Source organism: Solwaraspora sp. WMMA2080, from assembly GCF_027497395.1.
Lineage (GTDB): Bacteria > Actinomycetota > Actinomycetes > Mycobacteriales > Micromonosporaceae > Micromonospora_E.
Genome location: NZ_CP114910.1, coordinates 4,306,456 through 4,332,159 on the forward strand (window position 1 = coordinate 4,306,456; position 25,704 = coordinate 4,332,159).

A 25,704-nucleotide genomic window follows, 5' to 3' on the forward strand; every position below is an offset into this window, starting at 1 on the left:
GCAGGCTCACGATTCCGAACCGGCCCCGACCGCGACGGTCTCCCGAATGTCGCCACCCGTTGATGCGTCATCTTCGGTTGCGGGCATGACCCGCCGCTGTTCAGGATGGGTCGTCATCAGCGGCGGTAGTTCGCTGCTGTGCAGGCGACCGCTACGTACCGAGAGGCGTCGCCAGTCTGACGGGTCGAGCGGCACGAGCGAATGCCGGTGCCGACGGGTCGCGTCGATCGTGTTCGCCCGTTCGCTGGAGGCACGTCCGCTTTGTTTCTCGATCTCCTTGATCCGCTCCTCGCCGAAGTTGATCGGCACGGCCTGGCTGAACTCCTGGGCGCTGGCCTGGAGCCAACCGAGGGTGTCGGCCTTGATCTGGTCCGCCAAGGCCCGGATCGCCGCTGACCGGTCCATCCCGGCGTCACGTGCCTGCCAGTACCGCAGCACCCGGGAGCCGTGCCCCACCATGCCGGTGATCGCACCACCGCTGGTCATGAAGTGGCCGTTGCCGAAGGAGTCGCCGGCCACGACGCCGTTGGCGGCTACCAGTGCATCGGCGCCGATCCTCTCCACCAGGCTGAACAGCTTCGGACCGTAAGGAGCCTGGACCTTGTCGAGCTCCGCCACCGGGATCTCGGTGATCAGCGAGACCTGCTCCAGGTAGAACTCGCGCAACAACTGCTGATACGCGTTGAGGTACTCCTTGGCCCGTTTCGGTGTGCCGGCAGGGACCAGACCGGCCAGGATCGGGTCGAAAGTCTTGAAGTCCGGCACCTGGACCAGAATCCAGCCCACCTCGGGGTCGTCCTCGTGGCCTACCGCGATCTGGCGAACCCAGTACTCGTTCCCCTCGCGGTCGAACTCGGACGCGATCCGCCGCCGCAACCGGCCGCCGACGTGCAACTCGAGGTAGCCCGCGAGGTAGTCGGCCTGGGCGACGACCGGCCCTCGCCCGTCGTGGTGGTCGACCGCGACATCCTCCTGACGGAAGCCGAGGCGGTCGGCGTCACTGCTGTCGAAGCCTTGCGCGATCATGAACAACTCGGGGACGCCCAGGTCGATCAGCGGGGTGCCTGGCTTGCGGATCCGGCGGTACCGGCCGCGGTAGTCAAGCTCCTGGACCTCCTCGATGACCAGTCGTTTGCGCCCGTCCGGCAGGCTGACGAACCCGTCCTCCTGCCGCATCCATTTGAGGAAGCCGTCGCCGTCCCCCTCGTCGCCGATCGCGACCCGGTGGGAGAGGAAGAGGCGCACCCGCGGCGGGACGCCTGCGGCGATGTCCATCTCCTCGATCAACTCGAGGTAACGGCGCAGCATGATCAGCACCTCGGAGGCACCGGCCTGGAAGGTGGACGGACCGTCGAGGACCTCGAGGACATCCCGCCCGACCTTGCTCGGGTCGTGCTCGGCCGGTGGTTTGGCGGGCTGCAGAACGGTCAGCACCCGTTCCGGTTTGCCTGCCGACCACCGGTCGTCGATGAACTCGGTGTGGTGAATGAGCCCCGATACGTGCGAATCCTCACCGCCGGCGATGATCTCGTCGGCGTACACGTCGCCGGGATCGGTGACCGCACTGTAGAACGTCTCCCGGAGCTTGAAGAGCCGGCCGTCGCCCTTGCGGGGAATGCGCTCCTCGCCGTACCGAGCCAGCATCAGCTGGTCGATCAGGCCGAGATGATGCCAGAAGTCTTCCCGGATGTTCCAGTGGACACCGAGGGAAGGGTCGCCGCGCAGCTCGACGCCGACGCACCGGCGACCGTTGGCGACCGACCACAACATCGCCATCATGTTGGTTCCACCGAGCCCGAGTGCGACGAAGTCCGGATTGTGAATCCCGGTCCAGTCGATCTCGGTCTTCGTCCCACGCGACATCCGGGAACGCTCCGTCGGGTCGAGCGCGGTCGGCGGCCCTCCGCGCGACATACGTTCGACCAGGGAAGCTAATCGGAAATTCTTCATGGCCATTTCCCTCGACTCTCGAAATCAGATGTGACCTAAACAGTCAAGAGGGCTTTCGTTGGCCAGGGCGGCGATGGCACATTCCCAAATACACCGATCGACTACCCTCGGTCTACGTGCGCCCTCCGGTCCACGCACGGCACTGTGAGGCGAGCATGAATGACGCACTCAACGTCATGCACATGCACATCGGCGGCCAGGCAGCTCGGCACCGGCCAGCGGCATCGCCATCGGTCGATCGCATCGCCACCCAACGTTACGAGGCGTACACCCGGCCCTGACTTTAACAGCGGGATTGGGAAACGTCCACATGAGCAGTTTAGCCGGCCGACTCAACCCGGAATCGGCGGTCTGCCCGCACCCACGTGGACGCGTCCGATACTTAACGTATTCCCGACTGCTCCGGCATTCCACCGCCACCGCCATGGCCCTCGCCAGCCAGGTGGTCGGCGCACCTACCAGGCGCGCTGCCGCGCAACCTCGATCGCAGGCGCCGCCCATCGGGCCGACAACCGGCGCTGCGGACGGGTGCACCGGACGACTGCTGCCCGAAACGGCGCCCTGGCACCAGGCGTGGTGACCGGCAGGTACAGGAGTCGGGCGGTGGCGGCGGGACCACTCACTGGCTGCGCAGTCCAGGCAGTTGACGGCATCCGGGCCCGGATCGGCGCGGTCGGACCGAGGCGTACGGCCACCAGTGCAGATTCCACTTCGTACCGAGAGATCCGCACCAATTGAAATCGTACGGACATACTGGCAGATATGCGTGAACCGCCCATATCGGGCACCGACAAAGCCGCCATCGGATTGCTTGACGCTCATTCGGCTCCATCTTAGTATCAAACCCCGCCGGACTTTCGCCGCCACCCGACAAAGTCGACCTCGCTTGGGGATATCCGCTGCCACAATCGCTTCAAACGGTCCGACCCGGCCTCCGCCCACCATCCCTCGAAAAGGCGCTGAATGCCCGATCAGGACTACTCGGCGATAACGGACATCGTTGTCTCGCCGCATTTCGACGATGGCGTGCTCTCGGCAACCTCGGCACTGCATGCCGGGCGCTCCACACTCCTAGTCACCGTGTGTGGCGGCGCGCCGACCGAGGCCCATGAGGAAAGTCATGAGGAGTGGGACCGTCTGTGTGGCTTCGAGTCGGGTCCCGCCGCCGCCAAAGGACGGGCCGCCGAGGATCGTGCCGCCGCGGCGGTCGCAGGTAACCCGGTGATGCACCTTCCGGTCCCGGATGCGCCGTACCGCAGCGGCTTCCCGTCGGAAATGGTGGTGTCGGCACTCACCTGCCTGATCCGGCGGGACGTGCGGTTGTGGATCCCGGTCGGTATCGGTGACCACCCAGACCATGTCGGCACCCGGGACGCTGTTCTGGCCGCTGTCGCCGGAGCCGACGCCGACTGCCCGCTGATCTTCTACGCCGACTGCCCGTACGCGTTCGGCTCCGGCTGGGACGCACCCGATTCCGAGCGCCCTACCACCGACCGGTGGGAGCCGCAGCTGGCCACCCTCGCCCACCTCGTGGACGTGGCAAGCCCACGGATCGCCCGCCTCGACGACCCCACCATGCGGCTGAAGATCGCCATGCTCCGCTGCCACGCCTCGCAGCTGGCAGGTCTTGCCGTGGACCATCCCCACTTCCTGGCATGGGAGGGGCCGCTACGCCAGGAGGTCTTCTGGTCGACCTCCGCCTCCGTCCCAGCTCTGGAACCAACTCCCGGGAGTAGCGCATGATCGTCGGTGGTTCAGCCATTCACCCGGAACGTGCCGACACTGCGGCACTTCAGCAACTCGGCGACGCCATGCGGAAGGTGATCGGCGGCGGGCGGGAGACGCCCCTGGCCGATCTGCTCTGCGGCACCGCCGTCGACCCCGACGAACTGGCCGCCGAGATCGGCGCGGACTGCCGGCGAGTGCTGCTGGACAGTGGCATCGCACTCGACGACGGTCGGCAGCTGTCGTCCCCGCTGCGCGGCCACCAGTTGCACGGCGTCGTGGTGCTGACTGACCCGGACGTCGATGAGGACGTACAACACCGCTGGTACATCGACCCGCTCTGGGAAGCGGACCTGCTGATCCGGCTGATGCTCGGCCGCGGCGGCAGCCGTGCGCTGGACATGGGTTGCGGCTCCGGGGTGCTCTCCCTGGTTCTCGCCGACCGGTACGACGCAGTTCTCGGGCTGGACGTCAACCCGCGTGCCGTCGCCCTGTCCCGGCTCAACGCCGCACTCAACGGGCTGACGAATGCCACCTTCGACGAGGGGGACCTGTTCGAGCCAGCCGAGGGAAGGTTCTCCCGGATCGTCTTCAACTCACCGACGAACGAGGAGGGCAACGAGTTCGTTGACCTCCTCGAGGCCGGTGAACCGATCCTGCAGAAATTCTTCCGGGAAGTGCCCCGGAAGCTGGAGTCCGGCGGCGTTGTCGAGGTCAACCTCGCGATGAACGACTATCCGGGCGATCCCTTTCGTGAGCGGCTCGCCGACTGGCTCGGGTTGATCGAGCACGGGCTGCGCGTTCAGATTTTCGTCTCCCAGCGGCGGGCGACCGGCAACGGCGGCGAATGGAAGCGGGGATGGCTGGTGATCGCGCCGGGCCCGGTAGGCCTCGTCGAGACCGAGTGGCCGTACCACGACCGCTACGAGGAGGACCCGGGATCGCTGACCGGCGCGACGGACCAGCTGCTGGCGGGCTGACCTGCCCGATCTACGTCAAGCCCACCGGCCAAACCTACCGACGCGTAACATTACGCTAAGGTAGGCCCGACGTTCCGATCTGGAGGGGTATGCGATGACCGAGTTCGACCCGGCCAACTTCGCGTCCATCGACGCCAAGGAGTTCAGCAAGCTGGTCAAGACCACCCCGGATTCCAAGATCGCCGAGGTGATGCAGGGCGACCTGCGCGGCAAGGTCCTCGACGAGGTGTTCAACCGGATGCCCACCCTGTTCCGTCCGGAGAAGGCCGGCGCCACCAGCGCGGTGATCCACTGGAACATCACCGGCCGGCCGGACGGCGGCACCGACACCTACGAGATCGTCGTCGACAACGGCACCTGCGTGGTCTCCCCGACCGCCGAGCGCGAACCGCGACTGAGCCTGACCCTCGGACCGGTCGACTTCCTCAAGGTCGTCGCCGGCACCGCGAACCCGATGATGATGTTCATGACCGGCAAACTCAAGGCAAAGGGCGATCTCGGACTCGCCGCCCAGATCCCCAACCTGTTCGACATCCCCAAGAGCTGACCGCCGATCCGTAGCCCCGCCTGATACGTGTCCTGTATCAGCGGGGTCGACCATCCCTCCGACCGGTCACGCCCGCAGCTGGGGGTGTGTGCCGGTGGACCTGCCGTTCCTGATTTCCACGCTGACCCGACGCGGGGTGCTCACCCCCGGCTCGCCGGTGCGGACCGTCGCCCAACTCGCCGCACTGCGTCGCTGGGGGTTCACCCTCGTCGGCGAACTGCGCCAGGCCGCCGCCCGCGATCCGCACCGGGTCGCGCTGATCGACGACGGCGGACAACAGCTGACCTACCGAGAGCTGCTCGACCGCGCCGAGCGGCTGGCCGGAGCGCTACGTACCGCACTGGATGTTTCCGCCGGGGACCGGATCGGCCTGCTCTGCCGCAACCACCCCGACATGGTGGCCGCGATGGTCGCCGCCGGGCTACTCGGCGCGGACACCGTACTGCTGCACACCGGGCTGGCCGGGCCGCAGCTCGCCGCCGTCGCCGACGAGCAACGGCTGCGGGTGCTGCTGCACGACCGCGAGTTCGGCGAGCAGGTGGTCGAGGTCGACACCGGGGTGGTCCGGGTCGACGAGACCCGGGTGGCGCAGCTGTTGCGCGACGCTCCGACGGACACCCGGCTGGAGCCGCCGCGCCGCGACGGCCGCACCATCGTGCTCACCTCGGGCACCACCGGCACTCCGAAGGGTGCCCGGCGACGCACCCCGACCGGGTTCGGACCGCTGGCGTCGATCATCGACCGGATCCCGCTGCGGGTCCACGACCGGATCATGATCGCCACACCGGTCTTCCACACCTGGGGGTACGCCGCCCTGCAGATCGCGTTCGCGCTGCGGGCCACCGTGGTGCTGCACCGGCGCTTCGAGCCGGCCGCCGCGCTGGCCGCCGTCGACCGGCACGACTGCACCGCGCTGTTCGCCGTACCGGTGATGCTGCAACGGCTGCTGCACGACGTACCGGCGCCGCGGCAGCGGCCCACCGGGCAGCGGCCCACCGGGCTGCGGGTGGTCGCGGTCAGCGGTTCGGCGCTCGGCGGCGGCATCGCCACCCGGTTCATGGACCGCTACGGCGACGTGCTCTACAACCTGTACGGGTCGACCGAGGTCTCCTGGGCGGCCATCGCCACCCCGGCCGACCTGCGCCGGGCACCGAACACCGCCGGCCGTCCGCCGTACGGCACCCGGCTGGCGGTGCTCGGGCCGGACGGCGAACCGGTGCCGACCGGACAGGTCGGGCAGATCTTCGTCGGCAACGAACTGCTCTTCGACGGCTACACCACCAGCGACGACGGCGCGGCCGAGCGCCGGCACGGGCTGCTCGGCACCGGCGACCTCGGCCACGTCGACGCCGACGGGCTGCTCTTCGTCGGCGGCCGGGCCGACGACATGATCGTCTCCGGCGGGGAGAACGTCTTCCCGTCCGACGTCGCCGACCTGCTGGCCCAGCTACCGCAGGTACGCGAGGCCGCGGTGGTCGGCCTGCCCGACCCGGAGTACGGCCAGCGGCTCGCCGCGTACCTGGTGCTGCATCCGCAGGAGACGCTCGACGCCGAGGCGGTCCAGGAGTACGTGCGCCGCTACCGCGCCCGGTTCGCCGTCCCCCGGCACGTGATCTTCCTGTCGGCGCTGCCGCGCAACGCCGCCGGCAAGGTTGTCACCCGGGACCTGCCCCGGCCCTCGGGCAGCTGACCCCCCCGGCCCGGACTTGGTGAACCCCGGCACTTACGGCTGGCGCAGATGCTGGGCCACCCGCTGGTGGTCCCGGAACCGCGCCCGCGCCGCCCGCTGGGCCGGGTCCTGCTCCGGCGCGGCGTCGATGTGCGCCGAGCGGGCCGCCTCCGCCCGGTTGGCGTACTCGACCGGCGGCAGGCCGCGCAACGCGCGTACCACGCCAGGGCTGGCGCCGACCCGCCGCGCCTCCGCGACGATCTGTTCCTTGTCGGCGGGAAAGTCCAGCTCGTTCAGGCTGTCCAGTACGTCCTGGTAGCTCGTCCCCATGCGCCGGGGCGTACCCGCCAGGCGGGCCGCTATCAGGCCGGCACGGGGTGATCCGGCACCCGGGTCAGGGCAGGGTGATCCGGCCTTCGGCGGCGGCCAGGGCGATGTCCGCCCGGAAGTGCCCACCGGGCAGGTCGACCCCGGCCAGCAGCCGGTACGCGGCGTCCCGCGCGCCGACCAGGTCGGCGCCGACTCCGGTGGCGCTGAGCACCCGACCACCGGCCGAGACGAGCTGCCCCGTGGCGTCGCGGGCGGTGCCGGCGTGGCTGATCCCGGCCTGCCCGGCACCGGTGATCACATCGCCGGTGATCACGTCGCCGGTGCGGGCCGCCGCCGGGTAGCCGGCCGACGCGAGCACCACGGTCACCGCTGCCCCGTCCCGCCAGCGCAGCGGCGGGTGGTCGGCGAGCGTACCGGTCGCCGCCGCGTGCAGCAGGCCGGCCAGCGGGGTCTCCAGCAGCGCCAGCACCACCTGGGTCTCCGGGTCGCCGAACCGGGCGTTGAACTCGATCACCCGGGGGCCGGCGGCGGTGACCGCCAGCCCGACGTAGAGCAGCCCGGCGAACGGGGTGCCCCGGTGGCGCATCTCGGCCAGCGTCGGGTGCACCACCTCGGTCATCACCTGGTTGACCAGGTCCGGCGGTGCCCACGGCAACGGCGCGTACGCACCCATGCCACCGGTGTTCGGGCCGGTGTCGCCGACACCGACCCGCTTGAAGTCCTGGGCCGGCAGCAGCGGCACCGCCGCCGTGCCGTCGGTGACGACGAACAGCGACACCTCCGGCCCGGCCAGGTACTCCTCGACCACCACCTGCCCGCAGGAGTCGGCGTGGGCGAGGGCGGCGGCGCGGTCGTCGGTCACCACCACCCCCTTGCCGGCGGCCAGCCCGTTGTTCTTCACCACGTACGGGGTGCCGAAGGCGTCCAGCGCGGCGGCCACCTCGTCGGCGTTCCGGCAGGTCACGGCGCGGGCGGTCGGCACCCCGGCGGCGGCCATCACGTCCTTGGCGAAGCTCTTGGAGCCTTCCAGTACGGCGGCCGCGCCGGACGGCCCGAAGCAGGCGATGCCCTTGGCGCGTACCGCGTCGGCGACCCCGGCGACCAGCGGTGCCTCCGGACCGACCACGACCAGGTCGGCCGCCACCTCGACGGCGAGGGCGGCGACCGCCTGCGGGTCGGTGGCGGTGACCGGGCGCAGCTCGGCCACCGCCGCTATGCCCGGATTGCCCGGAGCGGCGATCAACTGGTCGACGGCGGGGTCGGCGGCCAGGCTGGACGCGAGCGCGTGCTCGCGTCCGCCGCTACCGATGAGAAGTACGCGCACGACGCCCGATCCTAGACGCCGGCCTGCGCCATCCGGGAACCCCGCCGCAGATAGGCGAACCAGGTGACGGCCAGCATCACCACGAACAGCACGACGTAGAAGCGCAGCGCCGGCTCGATGTTGCCGTACGTCGACTTGGCCCAGGCGTAGCAGATCGGCACCAGGAAGCCGCCGAACGCGCCGACCGACGAGATGATGCCGAGCGCGCCGGCCGCCTCCCGGCGCATCCGCAGCATCGTCTCCGCAGAGCCGCCGCGGTCCTCACCCTTCACCCGGAAGATCTTCGAGATCATCCGGTACGTCGACCCGTTGCCGATGCCGGTGGCGACGAACAGCACCATGAAGCTGACGAAGAAGACGCCGAGGTTCTGCTGCTGCACCGCCCACAGCGCGGCGTAGGCGCCGGCCGCAAGGACGACGAAGCTGGCCGCGGTCACCCGGGCGCCGCCCATCCGGTCGGAGAGCCGACCGCCGAGCGGCCGGGCGACCGAGCCGATCCCGGCGCCGAGGAACGCCCAGCCGAGCGCGATGTCCGGCCGGTTGAACACCGCGTTCAGCAGGGTCGGGAAGGCCGCCGAGTAGCCGATGAACGAGCCGAACGTGCCGATGTAGAGCAGCGACATGATCCAGGTGTCAGGGTGGCGCAACGACGACCAGACCGGTTCGACGTCCGCTTTCGCCTCGGCCAGGTTGTCCATGTAGAGGTAGGCGCAGACCGCCGCGATGACCGCCAGCGGGATGTACATCAGGCCGGCCCGGGACAGCGCCAGCCCGCCGCCGAGCACGATCACCTTCGGCACCAGGAACTGCACCACCGCGACGCCGATGTTGCCACCGGCGGCGTTCAGGCCGAGCGCCCAGCCCTTTTCCCGTTCCGGGTAGAAGAACGAGATGTTGGCCATGCTGGATGCGAAGTTTCCGCCGCCGAATCCGGCTGTCGCGGCGATCATCAGAAGGGTGCCGTACCCGATTTCCGGATTGTTGACCGCCCAGGCGAGACCGGCGCACGGGATGATCAGCAGCAGGGCGGAGACGACCGTCCAGTTGCGGCCGCCGAAGATCGGCACCGCGAAGGTGTACGGCAGCCGCAGGAACGCCCCGACACCGCTCGGTACGGCGGTCAGCCAGAGCGTCTGGCTGACGCTGAGGTCCCACCCGGCGCTGCTCAGCCGCACCACCACGATGCTCCAGAGCAGCCACACCGAGAAGCCGATGTGTTCGGCGAAGATGGAGAAGATGAGGTTGCGCCGGGCCACCGGCCGGCCCACCGTACGCCAGAAGGTGGGGTCCTCCGGCTCCCAGTGCGCAATCCACCGTTTCCGGTTCTCCTGCGGGCGGGTCTCGATGGTCTCCGCGTTGACTGTCTCGTTGGCCATCAGGTTGGCTCCTTAGCCATCGGGTGCCGTAGGGTGGCGATCGAGATGCTGCCGAGCGACGTTTCCGGATCGGCGATGATCGGACGTCTACCGGGGTGGCATTGGGGAGTCAGGTTATGAACCGAATGTTTCCTGGCGTGGAAAACGGTGATGTCGGAGCGTGGTCATGGTTCGCACCGGGCCGGCCCCGACGTTGTGAGATCTACCGGCCGGCGCCACCGGCAGGCGGTACCGGAACCCGTGCCGCCGGCACCGACACCCACACCGTGCCGGCTGGGTCCTGCCGGACCGGGTAGCTGCGCAGTGCCGGCTGCCCGGTGCGCGAGCACCCGGTCGCCAGCTCGAAGACGTGCTGGTGCAGCGGGCAGATCACCACCTCGGCGTCGATCAGCCCGTCGGCGAGCGGGCCGCCGGCATGCGGGCAGACCGCCGCCACCGCCCGCAACTGCCCCGACGTCAGCCGGAACACCGCCACCAGGTCACCTGCGACCGGGTAGGCCCGGCCCTCGCCGGGTGGGATGTCGTCGCCGGGTCCGATCCGGTGCTCGATCAGCCGGCTGTCCTCGACCGCGGTCACGACCGGCTGCTCTCGGCGCGGACCGGTACCGCCGGCAGCGGCACCAGCGGCAACGCGGTCCGGAACTGGCCCGGGGTCGCCGGGGCGTCCCGTTCCCGCCACGGATCCCGGTAGCCGGCCACCGCCGCCGCCATCCGTTCGTCGAGTCCGGGGCCGAGCCCGTCGACGTCGTCGACGATCAGCTCCCGCAGCCGGTCGACGCCGACCCTGGGCACGAACGCGTAGGTGCGTTCCAGCCAGTTCGCGTTCTCCCGGTAGTACTGCAGGAACCGGCCGGTCAGCGTCATCACCTCATCCGGCGCGTCGACGGTGGCCAGCAGGTCGCCCTTGCGTACGTGGGCACCGGCCGCGCCGCCGACGTAGATCTCCCAACGGCCGCCCTCGATCGCGACCACCCCGAGGTCCTTGACGTACGCCTCGGCGCAGTTGCGCGGGCACCCGGTGACCGCCAGCTTGAGTTTGCCCGGCGCCTCCAGCCCCTGGAACCGTTCCTCGATCGCGATGCCGAGCGCGGTCGAGTCACCCAGGCCGAACCGGCAGAATTCGCTGCCCACGCAGGTCTTCACGGTCCGGAAACTCTTGCCGTACGCGTACCCGGACGGCATGTCCAGGTCGGCCCACACCTGCGGCAGGTCCTCCTTGCGGATGCCGAGCAGGTCGATGCGCTGCCCGCCGGTCAGTTTGACCAACGGCACCTGGTGCTTCTCGGCCACGTCGGCGATCCGGCGCAGCTGGGCCGGGGTGGTGCAGCCGCCCTTCATCTGCGGCACCACCGAGAAGGTGCCGTCGCGTTGGATGTTGGCGTGCACCCGGTCGTTGATGAACCGGGCGCCGCGCTCGTCGACGTACTCGTCGCCCCACATCATCCGCAGCAGCGACACCAGCCCCATCTTGCTCCTGGCGTCCTCGCGGCCGTCGGCGAGCGCCTCGAAGACCGCCGACACGCTGCGCAGCCCACGGGCGCGGATCTCGGCCATCAGGGTCGGCTTGTCCATCGGCACCCCGGGCACGTACCAGTTGGCCGCCGGGTCCTCCCCGACCTCGCCGCCGGCCGCCCACTCGACGATCTGGCCGACCAGGCTCTTGCACGAGCCGCAGCCCTTGCCGGCCCGGGTGGCGTCCATCACCCCGGTCACCGTGCGAACCCCGCCGGCGACGGTGGCGACCAGCGTGCCCTTGCTGACCCCGTTGCAGTTGCACACCTGGGCGTCGTCGTCGAGTTCGGCGGCGGACACCTCGGCCGACGGCCCGCCGAGGTCGAACAGCAGCCGGACCCGCTCCTCCGGTAGCGGCGAACCCCGGTCGAACGCCTGCATCAGGAAGCCGACCTTGCCGACGTCGCCGACCAGGGTGGCACCGATCAGCCGGTCGTCGCGGACCACCACGCTCTTGTAGACGCCGCGCCGGGGTTCGGCGAAGACCACGAACTCGTCGTCGTCGCGTTCCGGCGCGGTCACCCCCATGGCGGCCACGTCGACCCCGGCGACCTTCAGCTTGGTCGCGGTCCGCGAGCCGTGGTACGCCGCCGTCGGGTCGGTGCCGGTGAGCTGCCCGGCGAGCACCTTCGCCTGGTCCCACAGCGGCGCAACCAGGCCGTACGTCTGCCCTCGGTGCTGCACGCATTCACCGACCGCGTAGATGTCCGGCTCGTCGAGCACCCGCAGGTGGTCGTCGACGACGATGCCCCGCTCCACCGGCAGGCCGCTGACCTGCGCGAGCGTGGTGTTGGGTCGGATTCCGGCGGCGATCACCACCATGTCGGCGGCGAACGTGCGCCCGTCGGCGAGCCGGACCCCATCGACGGCGTCCCGGCCGAGGATCCGCTCGGTGCGGGCCTTGGTGACCACGTCGATACCGAGCCGTTCGACGCTGCGCCGCAGGATGTCTCCGCCGGTGGCGTCGAGCTGGGCGTTCATCAGGTGCCCGGCGGCGTGCAGCAGGGTCACCGACACGCCGTACTGCTGCAGGCCGCGGGCGGCTTCCAGGCCGAGCAGGCCGCCGCCGATCACCACCGCCCGCTCGTGGTCGCGGGCGTAGCGGATCATCGCCCGGGTGTCGTCGAGCGTGCGGAAGGTGAACACTCCCTGGTGGAAGCCGCGTCGTGGGTGGTGGGCGCCGTCGATCGGCGGCACGAACGGCACGCTGCCGGTGGCGATCACCAACTTGTCGTACGGGGTGACGGTGCCGTCGACGGCGTGAACAACCCTGGCGAACCGGTCGATCCGGGTCACCTCCACCCCGGCCCGCAGGGCGATGCCGTTCTCCTGGTACCAGGGCAGGCTGTTGAGGAAGATGCCGTCCTCTTCCTCGGCGCCGGAGAGCACGTTGGACAGCAGGATCCGGTTGTAGTTGCCGTACGGTTCGGCGCCGAACATGGTGATGTCGTACCGATCCGGGCCGACCCGGTCGATGATCTCCTCGACGGTACGGGCACCGGCCATGCCGTTGCCGACCACCACCAGTCGCGGTCGTCGCTGCGTCACCTCACACCTCCACCAGGCCGAGATCGAGCACGACGGTGCCGGTGACGCCTTCCGGCGCGGCGAGTTGCAGCTCCACCACGGTGCCGGCGACCAGGTCCTCGACGACCCGCAACGGCACGTGCACCGCGTCGCGGGCGCCGATCGGGAAGTAGCGCATCGGGTCGCCGTCGCGCAGCAGCAGGACGTAGACCAGCTCGCCGCTGCTGTTGCCGCCCCGGAAGTAGACGGTCTGCGTGACCAGCCCGTCCGGCACCGTGTAGCGCAGGCTGCCATCCAACGGCAGCGGCGTGTCCAACCCTTTGCCGTCGAACGCGAACACTCCTTGCAGGAAACGTGGGGTCGACTGCATCGTGGGTCCCTTCGTCAGGTGGCGGAATCGTCGGGGGCGGCGCTGCTCGGGCCGGCTCCGACCGGGCCGGTGGTGGCCCGGCCGGCTCCGTCGGGTCCGGCGAAGCGGCGGACCGCCACCGCGCAGACCTTGAACGCCGGCATCCGGGAGTGCCGGTCCAACGTCGGATCGGTCAGGGCGTTGGCGCTGGCCGTGCCGCCCCAGTGGAACGGCACGAAGACGGTGTCCGGCCGGATGTGCTCGGTCAGGTACGCCCGGAACACCGCCCGGCCCCGGCGGGTGGTCAACTCGACCAGGTCTGCGGTGCCGATGCCGAGCCGGCGGGCCAGGTCCGGGTGGATCTCGGCCTTCGGGTCGCTGGCGGTGCTGGCCAGCGACGGCGAGCGGCGGGTCTGGTTGCCGCTCTGGTACTGGCCCATTATTCGGCCGGTGGTGAGCAGGTACGGGTAGCTGCGGTCGGGCAGTTCGGCCGGATCCCGGTGCTCCACGCGGATGAACCGGGCGCGCCCGTCGGGGGTGGCGAACCGTTCGGTGAACAGTCGCGGCGTACCCGGATGGCCGCCGGCCGGGCACGGCCAGAACACCCCGTCCTCGGCCTCGATCCGCTGGTAGCTGATGCCGGCGTAGTCGGCGATCCCGCCGGCGCTGGCCCGGCGCAGCTCGTCGTAGACGGTCTGCGGGTCGGTGGAGAAGTGTTTGCCCCGGCCGAGCCGGTCGGCGAGCGCGGCCAGCACGCTCAGGTCGTCGCGTACCCCGTCCGGTGGTGGCAGCACCCGGCGGCGGCGCAGCACCCGACCCTCCAGGTTGGTCATGGTGCCGTCCTCCTCCGCCCACTGGGCGGTGGGCAGCACCACATCGGCGACGGCGGCCGTCTCGGACCGGAAGATGTCCGACACGGCGAGGAAGTCCAGCGCGGCCAGCCGGTCGGCGACCCGGTCCCGGTCCGGCGCGGAGACCAGGATGTTCGAGGCGAACACCAGCATCGTGCGCACCCCGTCGGGGGTGCCGATCCGGTCGATCATCTCGGTGGCGGAGACCCCGGGGCCGGGCAGGTCGGCCGGGTCGACGCCCCACACGGCGGCGACGTGGGCGCGGGCGGCCGGGTCGTCGAGGCGCCGGTAGCCGGGCAGCTGGTCGGCCTTCTGGCCGTGTTCCCGGCCGCCCTGGCCGTTGCCCTGCCCGGTGATGGTGCCGTAGCCGCTGCCGGGCCGGCCGGGCAGGCCGAGGGCGAGGGCGAGATTGATGTACGCCTGCGCGGTGTCGGTACCGCTGCTGTGCTGCTCGGCACCGCGCGCGGTGAGGATCATCGCGGTCGGCGCGGTGGCCAGCGCGTGCACCGTACGCTGCAGCAACTCCTCGGACACGCCGGTGATCCGTTCCACCCGGTCCGGCCAGTAGCCGGCGACGGCGGTGCGGACCGCGTCGAACCCGGTGGTCCGGTCCCGGATGTACGCCTGGTCGACGTGGCCGGCCCGGATGGCGATGTGCAGCAGCCCGTTGGCCAGGGCCAGGTCGGTGCCGGGCGCCACCGGCAGGTGGATGCCGGCGCCCCGGGCGGTCGCCGAGCGGCGCGGGTCGGCGACGATGTGGACCGCGCCGGCGGCCCGGCCGGCGTCGAAGTACTGCATCGCCGGTGGCATGGTGTCGGCCGGGTTGCCGCCGACAACCAGCACCGCGCGGGCGTCGGCGATGTCGGCCAGCGGAAACGGCAGGCCTCGGTCGATACCGAAGGCCCGGTTGCCGGCAGTGGCCGACGACGACATGCAGAACCGGCCGTTGTAGTCGATGTGCGGGGTACGCAGTCCGACCCGGGCGAACTTGCCGAGCTGGTACGCCTTCTCGTTGGTCAGCCCGCCGCCGCCGAACAGGCCGACGCTGGCCGGTCCGTACCGGTGCTGGCTGGTCTGTATGGCGGCGGTGATCCGGTCGAGGGCCTCGTCCCAACTGGCCGGGCGCAGCGGGCTGCGCCGGTCGGCCGGGTCGGCGCGCACCAGCGGGGTGAGCAGTCGGTCGGGGTGGTCGAGCAGTTCCGGCGCGCTCCAGCCCTTGGCGCAGAGCCCGCCCCGGTTGGTGGGAAAGTCCGCTGGCTCGATGACGGGCGGTCGGGGCGGCGCCGGCCGCATCCGTACGCCGCACTGCAGCGAGCAGTACGGGCAGTGGGTCAGCACGTTCCCGACCAGGTCGGGACTGCCGTGGTCACCCATCGCCCAAGAGTGGGAAATCGACGTTGCACTATCGTGTTGCCGACGTCACATCGATGTTGCCAACTACTGTTGATCTTGTCGATCTGGATGTGATCAGAGTGACCCGCTCACCTGCCGGCAGGTGACGCGCCGAAGGTTTCCTGCAACGACGGTTCGAGCGACCGGCCGGTCAGCGGCTCGATGAACAGCTCGTCGAGGAGCAGGTCGGCCAGGTGAGCGGGGTTGAGCCCGGATTCCCTACGGGCGAGCGCCTGCAGTGCGCCGCCGGCCCGCAGGGCCACGCGGACCGCACCGGCGGGCAGCCGCCGGACCGGGCGGGGCCGGCCCACCGCCTCGGCGATCCGCCCGAGCATCTCGACCCAGGTCAGGTTGGCGTCGGCGACCGGAACGTCCCCGCCGTACGCTCCCTCGATCGCGTCGACCGCCGCGGCGGCGACGCTGCCGGCCGAGGCCGCGGCGGTTCCGCCGACCGGGACCAGCAGCGGCGCCGCCGACCGTGCCCACCGGTCCAGCGGACCGGCCCAGTTCGGTAGCCGGTCACCGGCTCGGCCGAAGACGAACGGCAGCTCCAGCACGGTGACCGGCAGGTCGGTTCCGGCCGCCGTCCGCACCTGCCGGGCCTGTTCCAGCCGGCACCGGATGTACGCGTGCCGCTCGCCGAGCCGCCACTCGGGACGAAGCCGGTCGTGGTAGGTGTAGTAGGAGCCGAGCAGGACCCCACGGGTCAGGCCGGCGTGCCGGGCAGCGGTGAACATCCGCGCCACGGGATCGACGAGTTCACTGCGCAGCACGGGATGGATCGGTGCGGGGAGTACCCGCTGCTCGTCGACCCGGGTGCCGTACACGACGCCGTCGTGGCCAGTGAGCAGCGGCCGCAGGTCCTCGACCGAGGCGGTCTCGACGTCGAGCACGTGGTCGACCCCGGTACGGGCGGTCCGCGCCACCGTGGCCACCGCGTGGCCGCGCTCGCGCAGCAGGTCGACGACGTGCGTACCGATCAGGCCGGTCCCGCCCACGACAAGGATCCTCATGCTGGCTCTCCGCTGGTCAATCGGTCAGGAAGGCGTCGATCTGGGCCAGGAACTCCGGCCAGGCCGGCTCGGACGCGGTGAGCAGATGGTTGCGGCTGTCCAGCAGCACCAGTTGACTGTCCGGAATGAGGGTGGCCAGCTCGCTGGCCTGCGAGGTGGGCACCCGCATGTCATCGCGGCAGTGCAGGATCAACGTCGGGCACTGCACCCGGTGGGCGATGTCCGAGACGTCGATCCGGGCGAACTCCTCCAGGAACCGGACCCCGTTCGCCGCCGAGGTGGTCCGCCGCTGAAAGCCGATGAACTCCTCCAACTCCTCCGGAGTGCCCTCGGGCAGGAACTGGGAAGCGAAGACACCGAGGAAACTGGGGTCCTGGTGTGCCCAACCGACCCGCGCCAGGTTCAGATCCAGGGCCGCCTCGTCCTGCTCGGCCTGGCTGCGGGCCCGGACCTGGCGGCCCCGGGCGTACGCGCCGGCGAGGATCAACCGGCTGACCCGCTCCGGCCGGCGCACGGCGTACGCGACCGCTACCGCACCGCCCTGGGAGACACCGAGCAGCGGGAACCGGTCCAGCCCCACCGCCTCGACCACGGTGTCCAGGTCGTCGACCCAGTCGTCGAAAGAGAAGCTGGGCACGTCCCAGTCGGACAGGCCGCACCCCCGCTCGTCGTAGCGGACCAGCTGCCGGTCCCGGGCCAGCCCGTTGAGCCAGTGCGACCACACCGGGGTGGTCCACTCCAGATCGAGGTGGGTCATCCAGTTGGCGGCCTTGAGCAGCGGCGGACCCGAACCGACGCTGGCGTAGGCGATCCGGGTGCCATCGTCGGCCCGGCAGAACCGGACGATCTGGCGGTCCGCGCCGCCGGCCTCCCCGGCGACCACAGACCGGGCCGGTGCCGGTCGGGTCGGGTGTGCGGCCGGCTGCGGTCCGGGGGCCGCGGGGTCACCGGCCCGGGTCACCGTCACTGGTGCCGCGAACTGGTACCCCCGCCGGTGCACGGTCCGGATCAGCCGCTGGTGACGGCCGGTGTCACCGACGGCGATCCGGGCGGTACGCAGCCCGGTGGTCAGCGCCGCCTCGCTGACGAAACGGTCGCCCCACACCTGGTCTAGCAGCTCGTTCTTCGATACCACCCGGTCCCGGTGTTCGATGAGGTACTGCAGGAGGTCGAGTGCCCGGGGCTCCACGTGGACCGGCTCACCGGATCGCCGCAGCTGGTAGCGGGCCATGTCCAGTTCGTACTCGCCGAAGCGGAAGGTGTCGCCGGCCATCGGCTGAGCGTACCCCCGGTGCGCGCCCGGCCCTCGACGGACGATCTTGGCCACCGCCTCGCGGCGACCAGAACGCCCTGGTCAGCGGCGCCACGAATGGTCGCACTGTTTCAGACCCGACAGAAATGCTGTAGGGTTTCGGGCAGAGTCAATGTAACGGCGATCACTGACTCCACCGGAAAGAGCACTGGCCATGTTCCTTCCTCATATTTTCCTCAGCTGATCCTTCGAATTCCACCAAGGCTGCGCGGTCCTGCATCACCAGACTTGGCACTCATGACATTCCTGCAACGCCGTCGGATGTTCCGACACGCCCGCACCGCGACCGTCCTGTCCGTACTGATGCTGGGTCCGATGCTCGCCGTGAGCACCCCGGCCGCCGCCTCCTCCACCGTGCCCACCGCGGAGATGGCCGACTGTCTGCTCTACGAGTCCGCCGAAGAGCTGGCCTGCTACCGCGACTTCCGGACCGCCATGAAGGTGGCGACCGCCGGGGCGGTCACCGACGCCCCGCGTGACGGCAGCCGACTCGACGCGGCGACCACCGAGCGGATCGCCGCCGCCGGCACCGCCGCCACCCGCGCCATGGCTTCGGGTACGTCCGCGGCCGCCCAGGTGGTCCTCGGGATCGCGTACCAGAACGCCAACTACACCGGCGGCTCACTGAGCATGGTCTCGCGATCCGGCACCTGCAGCGGCGGCAAGTACTACAACTTCAACAACCTCGCTGACGCCGGCGCCGCCTGGAGTAACGTGATCAGTTCATACAAGAACATCACCGACTGCGCCAGCAACTATTACGTCAACACCAACCAGTCCGGCACCCCCCACATGTGGTACTCGCACGACCAGCTCGCGCAGGTGCCCGCCGACAACCAGTACAGCTCGGTCAGGTTCTGGGACGGACCGTCCCGCGCGGAGCTTTTCGAGCACTGCGACAGCCGGGCCGTGTCCTGCCAGTTCGTTGCGGGGACACCGGTGACCGAGACCACCGCCGGCTTCCACGAGGTCGCCTCGCACTTCAACTGCACCCCGTACGACAACAGCCTGTCGGTCGAATGGTCCGACACCACCGGTGGGTCGATCAGCATGACCGCCGAGGTGCCCGCGACCACCTTCGGCTCCAGCGCGCTGAGCAACGTGTCGACGAGCATCAGCCAGAGCATCGGCCGGCAGTGGAACTGGGAGTCGACGGTCTCCCGGACCACGTCGCTCAACGCCGGCCCGTCGGGCTGGGCCGCGCTGGACCGCAGCCCCAAGCTGCAGACCGCCCAGGGCACGATCGAGATCAAGCTGAAGAACAAGGCCTGGGGCCGCAAGGAGTGGTACATCTGGGACTTCGAGGCGACCGTCGAGGTCCCCGACCACCTGGGCGTCACCCGGTCCCGGGGCGGCCCGATGACCGAGGCCCAGATCGCTGAGCTCTGCACCGACCCGGCCCGCCGGGCTGCCGCCGCGCCGACCCGCTCCGAGACCCGCCGCGAGCTCGCCGACGACCGGCCAGCCACCGCCAGCTGATCCCTGCCCCGCCTTCCGGCCCGGGGTGTCCGCTGGCGGACACCCCGGGCCGGGGTGCCTTGTGAGGCCGCGACCTACCGGTCAGAGTCGCCGCAGGACTCCGGTGCGCGGTTCCATCAGCGCGGCGAAGTGGTCGACGAGTCGCCGTACCGCGTCCGGGTCCCGCACCACCACCCCGACTTCCAGGTTGTCCGACAGCGCCCGGTCGGTCAGGTTGGCGCTGCTGACCAGGGCGGCGTCGGTGTCGGCGGCGATCACCTTGGCGTGCAGGGCCGGAAGCGACCGGCCGGGCTGTCGCCGCGCCGCCGGCCAGTGCCAGCAGGTGACCCGGTCGCCGAGGCCGGCGAAGACGTCCGCTCCGGTCACCCCGCGCAGCGGTCCACCGTCGGCGGTGCCGCTCTCCAACACCAGGTCGACCCGGACGCCGCGGTCGGCGGCGGCGGACACCTCGGCGACGACCTCGGCGACGCCGTACGCGGCGAAGCTGACCATCAGCAGTGATCGGCGGGCCTGCCGGATCAACTCGACCACCACCGACCGGGTCAGCCGGACCGCGACGGCCGGGCTGCTCGGCCCGCTGACCACCAGCTCGGTACGCCGTACTTCGGCCCGTCGCTGCAGGTGGGCGGCGCTGCGCAGAGCGAGCGCGACGGCCGCACCGGGCAGGTCGGGGGCGTGACTTCGCCAGACGGCGACCAGCCGCCGGGCGTGGGCGGCGACCGCGTACCCGGGGCGGGCGTCGATCAGCGCGGCCTCCACCGTGGCCTCCGACCGCTGGACCGAGGCCAGTACGCCGGCCCAGGCGGCGACGTGCCCGGCCGGCAGCTCGGCGGCCAACTCGGCGACGGTTTCGGCCAGCACCTCGGAAGGAAGTCCGGCGGTGGCCTCGGACGGGTTCACCGCTGGCAGCCGGTCACCTGAAGAAGCCGCACTCGTTGTCGGCGAGGGTGTCGACCAGCAACGACCGGTCCAGGTAGTGGTTGCCGCCTTCGCAGGACGTTTCGGCGGCGTACAGGCAGGCATGGCAGGCGGCTCCGGCGAGCCGGCCGTGCACCGTCGGGTCGTGTTCGGCACAGAGCGGGTCGGAGCTGCACAGCCGGGCACCGTGCAACGCGCGGTCGATGAGTGGGCCGAGCCGGTCGGCCCGGCCGAGGGTGACCAGGCCACCGAGGGTGCCTTCACTGTCCGGGGCGGCGGTGTAGAGCAGCACCCCGGCCATCGGCGAGTCGCCGGCACGCGCGTACACCCGCTCGCCGATGCCGGAGGCGCTGTAGCCGCATTCCAGCGCCAGCTCCCGGATCAGGGTGTGCCCGAGGGTGTGCAGCAGCAGGTAGCGCAGGCCGGGCCAGCCTCCGGGGGGTAGTTGGCGCTGCGCCCGCCATTTGTCGTGGGCCCGGATCAGCAGGTGTTCGCGGGCTTTGACCGCGGGGTCGTGCTCCCAGGCGACGATGCGTTCCTCGGCGAACCGCAGGAAGATGCCTTCACCGCGGGTTTCGGCGCACGGCACCCAGGTGGGCGGCTCGGCGGACAGCGGTGCGCGGCACTGGTCGGGGGTGTCGAGCACGTCCCGTTCGGGGGCGTCGATGCGGGTGAAGCCGTACAGTGCGGCGACCCGACGCAGCCGGGGCACCAGCACCACCTGGCTCAGCCAGTCCCGGTGCCCGGCCGGGACCGGCTCCGGCCGGGTGGTGAAGTCCGGCAGTGCCGCGCCGACGCTGGCGGTGAACGCGCGCCACTCGGGCAGGTGCAGGTCGAGATTGTCCCAGTCACCGCCGCCGGGGGTGTCGCCGGCTTCGTGCCGCCGCTGGATCGCCGCCCACACCTTGTCCACTCCGTGCGGTTGCAGCTCGGACCAGCAGGTCTGGGTGGGCAGGATCATCGTGCCGGTCTCCGCTGGCAGCGGGGCGAGCACGCTCAGCGTCGGCCAGAATTCGGCGACCAGGTGGTCCACCGGGTGTTCAGCCTTCGGCACGCTGAACACCGCCGCCTGCATGGCGAACCAGCTGTTGGTGGCGCCGAGCGCCAGGGTGCGCGGCGGCGCGTCGCACGGTTCGTAGCTGCCCAGGTGCGGGTGGCGGCCCCGGCAGGCGGGCAGGTTGCGGTCGGCGAGCGCCCCGATCGCGTCCGAGATGGGCCGCGCCGCCGCGCACTGGCCGCAGGTGACGAAGATGTTGGTGGTCTCGCCGGTGCTGCCGCGTTCGGACAGTTGCAGCGGGTGCCCGGCCCCGGGGTCGCTGCCCCGGTGCACGAAGTACGACCAGGGAAAGTCGTCGAGGTGGCCGTTGCCGCAGGCCAGCACGAACCGGGCCGGTACGGCGGTGGGTCGGCCGCCGCCGTTGCCCCGGCAGGTGTGCACGTAGCGGACCTTGTCCGGCGTCGGCGCCGAGACCAGCTCGAACAGACCCGACTCGACTGGGGCGAGTTGGTTGCACCGGGTGTCGGAGCAACGCAACCAGGCGGGAAACAACGCGACCGGCACCCCGATGCGGGCCCATTCGGCGTACGGGTCGGAGGTTTCCGGCAGGTGCGGCGGCAGCCGCAGCGCCTGCACCTGGTGACCGAGTTTGGCGCGCATGGCGGCGAGCAGCCGGTCTTCGGTGATGACGGTGGCGCGGGCCAGCTCCCAGTGGTCGAGGCCGAGCGGCATCACCGACAGGCTGGGCAGGTCGGCGACGGAGCCGATGCCGTAGGTGTGCAGCAGCTGGTTGGGGCGCAGCGCGCCGACCCGCAGTTGCCGTAGCTGTGGTTCGCTCACGCCAGCGCCTCCGGCCCGTCGGCTCCGCCAGCGGCCCCACCGGCGGCGGCCCCGGTGCCGGTCGCCGGATCGACGCGGGGCACGAACGGTGGCGGTGGTTCCGCCATGGCTGCCCCGGCGAGCTGCAGCTGCAGCTGTACGCCGGGTTCGACGTCGCGCAGCGAGGTGGGGCAGGTGGTCTGCCGCCAGCGGCCCTCCTCGGGGCGGTGCAGCAGCCCGGCGGTGTCGTCGCTGCGGCGTGGTTTGTCGTACGCGAGCCGCCGGGCGGGCATGGCCCGTTCCCGCGCCCACGCGTCGAGCCGCGCTTCCAGCTCGTCCTCGACGCGTAGCCGTACGGCGTTGTCGGCGGCGACGTCGCTGCGCCGGGCGAGGAAACGCACCACGTGGTCGGCGAGGGGGCCGTAGCGGTCGAAGTGCTGGGCGCTCAGGTTGCCGTTGTAGGTGTGTTCCAGGTTGCGGATCAGGGCGACCAGCACCCCGGTCAATCCGCGGTCGATGGCCCGTTCGGCGAACGGGGTGACCGACAGCGCTTCGACCTGCCGGTAGACGGTGGCGTGGAAGTGGTCGAAGCGTTCGTAGTGTGACAGGTCGCGGGGGCGGGCCCAGTTGTAGACGGTGAAGACGATGCCGGGGGCGGCGCGACCGACCCGGCTGGTGGCCTGGATGTACTCGGCGGCCGACTTGGGCTGGTTGGCGACGACCATCACGCCGAGCCGGGAGACGTCGACCCCGACGGAGATCATGCTGGTGGCGAGGAGCACGTCGATCGGTCTCGGGCCGGCTTTGCCGCGCCCGCCGGTGAACCGGACGGCGAGCCGGTCCAGCAGTGGCCGGATCGCGTCGGAGGACATCCGGGAGGTCAGTTCCTCCAGCAGCGGGTCGTAGCGGCGGGCCAGGCCGCGTTCGTCGGCGCGGGCGAGTCGGGTGGAGACGTCGTCTTCGACGAGGCGTCGCATGCCGCCGAGGTCGCGCAGGCTGTTGAAGTAGCCGACCAGGGTCATGTACGGGTCGGTGACGTCGTTGCGGCCGTAGCGTTCGTGCAGCTTCTGGGCGGCACCGAGGACCGACACGTACACCCGGATCAGGGCCGACTTGATCCGGGTGCCGTGGGCGCAGATGCCGATGTAGCGCCGGCCGGGACGCTGGTCGGGGTCGCGCTGGCGGGCGAAGAAGCTGTCGGCGGCGTCCAGGCCGGGCGGTGGGAAGACGCTGGTCGAGCGGTGGAACAGTGCGCCGATCTGCTGGTGGGCGCGGCGGACGGTCGCGGTGGAGGCGATCACCTTGGGCCGGGTCGAGTGACCGGTCACCGGCTGCCAGGTGGCGAGCCGGTCGACGGCGGTCTCGTAGAGGCCGACGAGGGAGCCGAGCGGACCGGAGATCAGGTGCAGCTCGTCCTGGATGATCAGGTCAGGGGGTCGCAGCCGGGGGCAGTCGACGATGCTGGCCGGCCCGGCGGTGCCGGCGGCCCGGTGGTACGTCGCTTCCCAGTCGGCGTGTTCCAGGTCTTCGGTGACGTAGCCGTGCCGTTCACAGCGCCGGCTGACCTGCCCGAACAACGCTGCTGTCGCGCCTTTCCAGGCCAGTTGGGCGAACTTGTCGACGGTGGCGATCAGCAGGGCCGGCGGGTGCCGGTAGATCTCCTCGTCGACGACGAGCACCGGCAGCCCGCGCTGGTCGTCGGGCCGGCCGAACCCGGCGAGGTCGCTGAACGGGCATTCGACGTCGGGGCAGCGGACCAGGGTCCGGCGGTACGTCGGGTCGATCACGATGTCCCGGCCGGGTTCGATCCGGCTGCCGCACCACGGGCAGCTGGTCAGCTGGTGCGGTGAGCCGTGGCCCCGGGTGGCGGCGCCGCGCCGGCCACGCTGCTGCTGCTGCCACTGCCGGGCCTGGTCGGTGTGGTTGGGGGTGACCTTGCCGCCGACCCACAGTCCGATCCGGATCGGCGTGTCGCCCCAGGTGGTTTCGTCGGCCAGGCGCAGCGTCTCGGCGGCGCAGATCAGGGTGGCGGCCCGCTCGAACTGTTGGATGGTGAGCAGCCGCAGCGTGTAGCGCATCAGCACGGCGAGGCCGTCGGCGGCGACCAGTCCGCCGTGGGCGGGTTGCAGCCGGCGGATCGCGATGGTGAAGGCGGTCAACCCGAGGTACGCCTCGGTCTTGCCGCCACCGGTGGGGAACCACAGCAGGTCGGCGACGGCCCGCTGCTGGTCCTCGGTGCGTTCGGCGTGCCGGGGGTCGGCCAGCGCCGGCAGATTGATCAGCAGGAAGGCGAGCTGGAACGGCCGCCAGCGGTGGTTGACGGGCTGGTCGGCGGCGGCGGTCGCCGCCGCGAGCCCGACGCCGGGGTGTTCGCGACGGGCGTCGGCGACCCTGGTGTGCACCCGCTGCAGGTACATCGCCCGGTTGGCGAAGCCGAAGGCGCGGCGGGCGGCCGGGTCGGTGGCGAGCAGGCCGATGCCGGCGGCGATCCGGTCGGCGGCCCGGCGGGCGTCGCGCAGCGCCTCGGTGACCTGCTGACGGTGTTCGGTGAGCCGGCGGTGCGGCTGGTCGGCGGCGGCTTCGTTGCCGGCGATCCAGGCCCGGTAGCCGTCGACGAGCGGGGTCAGCGCCGCCAGCAGCGGATCACCGGCCGGACCGCGTGCCGTGCCTCTGGCCGGGGCGGCCGGCGGGGTGGCGGCCAGCTCGGCGAGGCGTTTCATGTCGAGCTCGACGGCGGCCAGCTCCGGCAGATCGGGGTCGGTGTCGGCGGTCGGCACGTCGGTGAACGGCAGTTCGTGTACGGGCACCGGGCAGGTGCGGATCCGGTGGGCGCGCAGCGCGGGGTCGCCGCCGGCCGCCGGGTCGGCCCGCACGGCGGTGCCGTGGCCGACGGCGTACTCGGGGTGGAAGCGGTAGGCCATCGCGAGCCGGCGGCGTTCGGCCTGGTCGGAGGCGTCGCCGCCGGTGATCTGCTCGGGTCGGGGCCAGAAGACCGGCTGGTCGCCGTCGCCGGTGGCGGACAGCTCCACCTGGAAGATCCAGGAGCTGGCGTCGCGCCGCGCGCCGGGCCGCTGCCGGTTCTCCAGGAACAGGGAGATCAGCCAGCGGCCGTCGCGGCGGCGGGCCCGGCCGCGTACCACGATGTCGGGTTGGTCCGGGTCGGGGGCCTGCGGCGGCAGCGGGCCTTCGGCGAGTACGACGATGATGGTGCCGCCGTGGCTCTGGCGCTGCCAGACCCGGCCGGCGTGTTCCTCGCGCTGCGAGGTGGCCCGGTCGTAGCGACCCCAGCCGCCGGTGACCCGCAGCGCGGTGGCGGCACCGTCCACGGTGGCGGTGAAGCCGAGCGCAGACGGGGCGAGGCTGGGCACGTTGGGCGCGCTCGGCTCCGGCTGGCCCTCCATGATGTCCGGTGCGCTGGCGTCGGAGAGCTCGTCCTGGGTGTCGGGCTCGACGGCCTGGCCGTTGGGGGCGAGCCGGCCGAGCAGGTAGCGGTCGAGCGGGCTCTCCTGGGTGCCGAACTCCTCGTCCGGCCCGTCGAGCGGCCCGAGCAGGTCGGCCAAGACCAGCGCCTGCAGTTCGTCGCGGATCACGCCCGCGTCTGGTCTGCCGAGTACGCCTGCCTCACCCATGCCCG

18 protein-coding genes are annotated in these 25,704 nt (G+C 71.1%); 5 read left to right on the forward strand and 13 right to left on the reverse strand.

Annotated elements, in window-relative coordinates; all coding sequences use genetic code 11:
* Positions 1-6 precede the first annotated feature (6 nt).
* Positions 7-1,863 carry a hypothetical protein gene (locus O7543_RS19520; RefSeq protein WP_281552516.1) on the reverse strand — a complete coding sequence of 619 codons (1,857 nt, stop codon included), beginning with the start codon at positions 1,861-1,863 and terminating at the stop codon, positions 7-9.
* A gap of 1,050 nt (positions 1,864-2,913) precedes the next feature.
* On the opposite strand from O7543_RS19520, the gene O7543_RS19525 reads away from it, so the two are divergent.
* From O7543_RS19525 to O7543_RS19540, 4 genes are all read left to right on the forward strand, one after another.
* Positions 2,914-3,693 carry a PIG-L family deacetylase gene (locus O7543_RS19525; protein ID WP_281552515.1) on the forward strand — a complete coding sequence of 260 codons (780 nt, stop codon included), beginning with the start codon at positions 2,914-2,916 and terminating at the stop codon, positions 3,691-3,693.
* Positions 3,690-4,655: a class I SAM-dependent methyltransferase gene (locus O7543_RS19530; RefSeq protein WP_281552514.1), complete on the forward strand. Its 966-nt coding sequence runs from the start codon at positions 3,690-3,692 to the stop codon at positions 4,653-4,655. The genes O7543_RS19525 and O7543_RS19530 overlap by 4 nt, the downstream gene beginning before the upstream one ends.
* Before the next feature lie 94 nt (positions 4,656-4,749).
* Positions 4,750-5,202: an SCP2 sterol-binding domain-containing protein gene (locus tag O7543_RS19535; protein ID WP_281552513.1), complete on the forward strand. Its 453-nt coding sequence runs from the start codon at positions 4,750-4,752 to the stop codon at positions 5,200-5,202.
* A gap of 94 nt (positions 5,203-5,296) precedes the next feature.
* Positions 5,297-6,892, forward strand: a complete 1,596-nt coding sequence (locus O7543_RS19540; RefSeq protein ID WP_281552512.1) for an AMP-binding protein — start codon at positions 5,297-5,299, stop codon at positions 6,890-6,892.
* Positions 6,893-6,925: 33 nt separating this feature from the next.
* On the opposite strand, the gene O7543_RS19545 is transcribed toward O7543_RS19540, so the two are convergent.
* The 9 genes from O7543_RS19545 to O7543_RS19585 form a co-directional block, all read right to left on the reverse strand.
* Positions 6,926-7,201 carry a DUF2795 domain-containing protein gene (locus O7543_RS19545; protein ID WP_281552511.1) on the reverse strand — a complete coding sequence of 92 codons (276 nt, stop codon included), beginning with the start codon at positions 7,199-7,201 and terminating at the stop codon, positions 6,926-6,928.
* Positions 7,202-7,265: 64 nt separating this feature from the next.
* Positions 7,266-8,525, reverse strand: a complete 1,260-nt coding sequence (gene purD / locus O7543_RS19550) for a phosphoribosylamine--glycine ligase (RefSeq protein ID WP_281552510.1) — start codon at positions 8,523-8,525, stop codon at positions 7,266-7,268.
* Between the two features lie 11 nt (positions 8,526-8,536).
* The gene (locus O7543_RS19555; protein WP_281552509.1) at positions 8,537-9,901 is read right to left on the reverse strand and encodes a nitrate/nitrite transporter; all 1,365 of its coding nucleotides are present in this window, start codon (positions 9,899-9,901) and stop codon (positions 8,537-8,539) included.
* Positions 9,902-10,103: 202 nt separating this feature from the next.
* Positions 10,104-10,478, reverse strand: a complete 375-nt coding sequence (locus O7543_RS19560; protein WP_281552508.1) for a Rieske (2Fe-2S) protein — start codon at positions 10,476-10,478, stop codon at positions 10,104-10,106.
* The gene (gene nirB, locus O7543_RS19565; protein ID WP_281552507.1) at positions 10,475-12,961 is read right to left on the reverse strand and encodes a nitrite reductase large subunit NirB; all 2,487 of its coding nucleotides are present in this window, start codon (positions 12,959-12,961) and stop codon (positions 10,475-10,477) included. The genes O7543_RS19560 and nirB overlap by 4 nt, the downstream gene beginning before the upstream one ends.
* 1 nt (position 12,962) lies before the next feature.
* Complete coding sequence (locus tag O7543_RS19570) at positions 12,963-13,310, reverse strand: molybdopterin oxidoreductase (protein WP_281552506.1); 348 nt, start codon at positions 13,308-13,310, stop codon at positions 12,963-12,965.
* Positions 13,311-13,324: 14 nt separating this feature from the next.
* Entirely contained in the window at positions 13,325-15,514 is a 2,190-nt protein-coding gene (locus O7543_RS19575; RefSeq protein WP_281552505.1) for a molybdopterin oxidoreductase family protein, read from the reverse strand.
* Between the two features lie 107 nt (positions 15,515-15,621).
* Positions 15,622-16,545 carry an NAD(P)H-binding protein gene (locus O7543_RS19580; RefSeq protein WP_281552504.1) on the reverse strand — a complete coding sequence of 308 codons (924 nt, stop codon included), beginning with the start codon at positions 16,543-16,545 and terminating at the stop codon, positions 15,622-15,624.
* A 16-nt stretch (positions 16,546-16,561) separates the two neighbouring features.
* Complete coding sequence (locus tag O7543_RS19585; RefSeq protein ID WP_281552503.1) at positions 16,562-17,818, reverse strand: alpha/beta fold hydrolase; 1,257 nt, start codon at positions 17,816-17,818, stop codon at positions 16,562-16,564.
* Positions 17,819-18,094: 276 nt separating this feature from the next.
* On the opposite strand from O7543_RS19585, the gene O7543_RS19590 reads away from it, so the two are divergent.
* Positions 18,095-19,336: a hypothetical protein gene (locus O7543_RS19590; protein WP_281552502.1), complete on the forward strand. Its 1,242-nt coding sequence runs from the start codon at positions 18,095-18,097 to the stop codon at positions 19,334-19,336.
* 81 nt (positions 19,337-19,417) lie between these two features.
* On the opposite strand, the gene drmC is transcribed toward O7543_RS19590, so the two are convergent.
* The 3 genes from drmC to drmA are packed head-to-tail and all read right to left on the reverse strand — an operon-like array spanning position 19,418 to position 25,699.
* Positions 19,418-20,236: a DISARM system phospholipase D-like protein DrmC gene (drmC, locus tag O7543_RS19595; RefSeq protein ID WP_281552501.1), complete on the reverse strand. Its 819-nt coding sequence runs from the start codon at positions 20,234-20,236 to the stop codon at positions 19,418-19,420.
* A gap of 13 nt (positions 20,237-20,249) precedes the next feature.
* Positions 20,250-22,091, reverse strand: a complete 1,842-nt coding sequence (locus tag O7543_RS19600) for a DUF1998 domain-containing protein (RefSeq protein WP_281552500.1) — start codon at positions 22,089-22,091, stop codon at positions 20,250-20,252.
* Complete coding sequence (gene drmA / locus O7543_RS19605; protein WP_281552499.1) at positions 22,088-25,699, reverse strand: DISARM system helicase DrmA; 3,612 nt, start codon at positions 25,697-25,699, stop codon at positions 22,088-22,090. The genes O7543_RS19600 and drmA overlap by 4 nt, the downstream gene beginning before the upstream one ends.
* Positions 25,700-25,704: the final 5 nt, after the last annotated feature.

What these genes read in the sequence shown, in the direction of transcription:
- O7543_RS19590 (WP_281552502.1), top strand. Translation starts at nt 18,095, where the DNA reads ATGACATTCCTGCAACGCCGTCGGATGTTCCGACACGCCCGCACCGCG.
- O7543_RS19530 (WP_281552514.1), top strand. Translation starts at nt 3,690, where the DNA reads ATGATCGTCGGTGGTTCAGCCATTCACCCGGAACGTGCCGACACTGCG.
- O7543_RS19535 (WP_281552513.1), top strand. Translation starts at nt 4,750, where the DNA reads ATGACCGAGTTCGACCCGGCCAACTTCGCGTCCATCGACGCCAAGGAG.
- O7543_RS19545 (WP_281552511.1), bottom strand. Translation starts at nt 7,201, where the DNA reads ATGGGGACGAGCTACCAGGACGTACTGGACAGCCTGAACGAGCTGGAC.
- drmA (WP_281552499.1), bottom strand. Translation starts at nt 25,699, where the DNA reads ATGGGTGAGGCAGGCGTACTCGGCAGACCAGACGCGGGCGTGATCCGC.
- O7543_RS19585 (WP_281552503.1), bottom strand. Translation starts at nt 17,818, where the DNA reads ATGGCCGGCGACACCTTCCGCTTCGGCGAGTACGAACTGGACATGGCC.
- O7543_RS19520 (WP_281552516.1), bottom strand. Translation starts at nt 1,863, where the DNA reads ATGTCGCGTGGGACGAAGACCGAGATCGACTGGACCGGGATTCACAAT.
- O7543_RS19555 (WP_281552509.1), bottom strand. Translation starts at nt 9,901, where the DNA reads ATGGCCAACGAGACAGTCAACGCGGAGACCATCGAGACCCGCCCGCAG.
- O7543_RS19580 (WP_281552504.1), bottom strand. Translation starts at nt 16,545, where the DNA reads ATGAGGATCCTTGTCGTGGGCGGGACCGGCCTGATCGGTACGCACGTC.
- O7543_RS19575 (WP_281552505.1), bottom strand. Translation starts at nt 15,514, where the DNA reads ATGGGTGACCACGGCAGTCCCGACCTGGTCGGGAACGTGCTGACCCAC.
- O7543_RS19570 (WP_281552506.1), bottom strand. Translation starts at nt 13,310, where the DNA reads ATGCAGTCGACCCCACGTTTCCTGCAAGGAGTGTTCGCGTTCGACGGC.
- O7543_RS19525 (WP_281552515.1), top strand. Translation starts at nt 2,914, where the DNA reads ATGCCCGATCAGGACTACTCGGCGATAACGGACATCGTTGTCTCGCCG.